Annotated in this window: 1 protein-coding gene; it reads left to right on the forward strand. The window is 40.8% G+C overall.

Going from position 1 to position 2,119, the window contains the following annotated elements; translation table 11 throughout:
* Positions 1-2,119 (forward strand): ATP-binding protein (locus Q8907_16575; protein ID MDP4275884.1); only part of this gene is annotated, 2,119 nt, incomplete at both ends.

The raw sequence follows: 2,119 nt of genomic DNA on the forward strand, positions 1-2,119 counted from the left end.
AAAAAATTCAGGTATCAGTTATGATGCCATCAGGGCTATTATCCAGGACAAAAACGGGATTTTCTGGTTGGGGAGTTATGGCGAGGGGCTCAACCGGTTCAATGAACAGAAAAATGAATTCAAAACCTACCGGCACAGCAACACCGATCCAAAAAGCATCATCGGGAATACCATTCAGGCGCTACACATCGATAAACACGGCCGGTTATGGATCGGTACAACCGAAGGGATAAGCCTTTTTCACCCTTTGACGGAATCATTTACTTCTTATACTGAAAAAGACGGACTAATCAACAACAATGTGCTGGGCATACTTGAAGATAAAGCCGGAAATCTCTGGATAAGCACAAACCGCGGTATTTCGAAGTTCAATTACCTGAAAAACCAATTTGAAAATTATGATTTGAACGACGGGCTCCAAACCGGGCAGTACCTGCCCGGTTCAGCATTTGTCAGTACGGATGGCAATATGTTTTTTGGCGGCACCAACGGGCTTAATGTTTTCAAACCGGAAAAGATTACCAAAACCAATTTTGAGCCCGAAATATTGTTTACCAATTTTCTGCTTTTCAACCAGCAGGTACCTATTCGAAGCGATCAATTTAAAGATAGTCCTTTGGAGAAAAGCATCAGCATCACCAAACGTATTGCATTGAAACACAGCCAGTCTATTTTCACCTTTGACTTTGTTGCCCTGAATTACGGCTATTCAGAGAAAACACAATACAGTTATATACTTGAAGGAGCCGAAAACAATTGGAATAATGTAGGGAATAAGCATTCGGCCACATATCGGAATCTGAAGCCGGGGAAATATATCTTCAAAGTCAGGGCAACAAACCAGGATGGCACCTGGACAAGAAAAACGGCCAACATTGAAGTAGTCATTCTGCCTGCATTCTGGCAAACCTGGTGGGCAAAAATCTTTTACATCATCATCGTTATTGCCCTATTCTATGGCATCTTACAAATCTATACCTTTAGAATGCGGACCCTTAACCGCCTTCGCATGGAGCATCTCGAAAGACAGAAATCCGAAGAACTGAATCAGTCCAAACTTCAGTTTTTCACCAACATATCTCATGAATTCCGAACTCCCCTGACGCTAATTATCGGGCCTTTGGAAAAAATCATCCAGGAAGAAACAGATCCAAAGCGGAAAAATCAGTTTAATATGATGCACCGGAATGCAAACCGGCTTTTAAGACTGGTAAACCAGTTGATGGATTTGCGGAAAACCGAACGCGAACAGATGCACCTCAGAACGCAAAATATTGATTTAGTTAGTTTTATAAACGAAGTCGTTTTTTCGTTCGAAGAACTTTCCCTTCAAAAAAGTATTATCCTGAAGTTTATCCACAGCGATCCTGCTTTGATGGGGTATTTCGATCCTGAATTTCTTGATAAAATTCTCTTTAATCTTTTATCCAATGCATATAAATATACTCCGGAGAAAGGAAAAATTTCCATCGAATTAAAGACCCTTCCTGTGTTGCATCCTGGAGAAAAAGAGATGGTTGAAATCGTGGTTTCCGATACCGGCCGTGGAATTGCAGCCAATGAACTGCAGAAAATATTTGATCGTTTTTATCAGGCTTCAAATTCCGACAGCACTTTGCAGAAAGGGAGCGGCATTGGCCTTCATCTTACACAGGCACTGGTCCAGCTTCATCATGGCACTATTCATGTGGAAAGTACACCGGGGAAAGGGACGAAGTTTACCATACATTTGCCACGACAAAAGGAGAATTACACCAAAGATGAAATTTCTGAAATAAATGATTATAAGTCTAATTTACCAGGATTATCCACTTTAGAACCCGTTAAAATTGCAACCAGCAAAACGGCCACCCCGAATAAAGGGCATAAATATTCGGTATTAATTGTTGAAGACGACTTTGATGTCATGCAATATGTCCATCAGGAATTATCCGATACCTATAATATAAAGGAAGCAAGCGATGGCGTGGAAGGCATCAAAAAAGCCATTGAATTTCAGCCAGATGTAATCATCAGTGACATAATGATGCCCAATATGGACGGGATTGAAATGTGCAAAAAACTGAAAACAGATATCACCACTTCCCATATCCCAATTATTTTGCTAACAGCCAAAGCT

This window comes from Bacteroidota bacterium, assembly GCA_030706565.1.
Taxonomy (GTDB): domain Bacteria; phylum Bacteroidota; class Bacteroidia; order Bacteroidales; family JAUZOH01; genus JAUZOH01.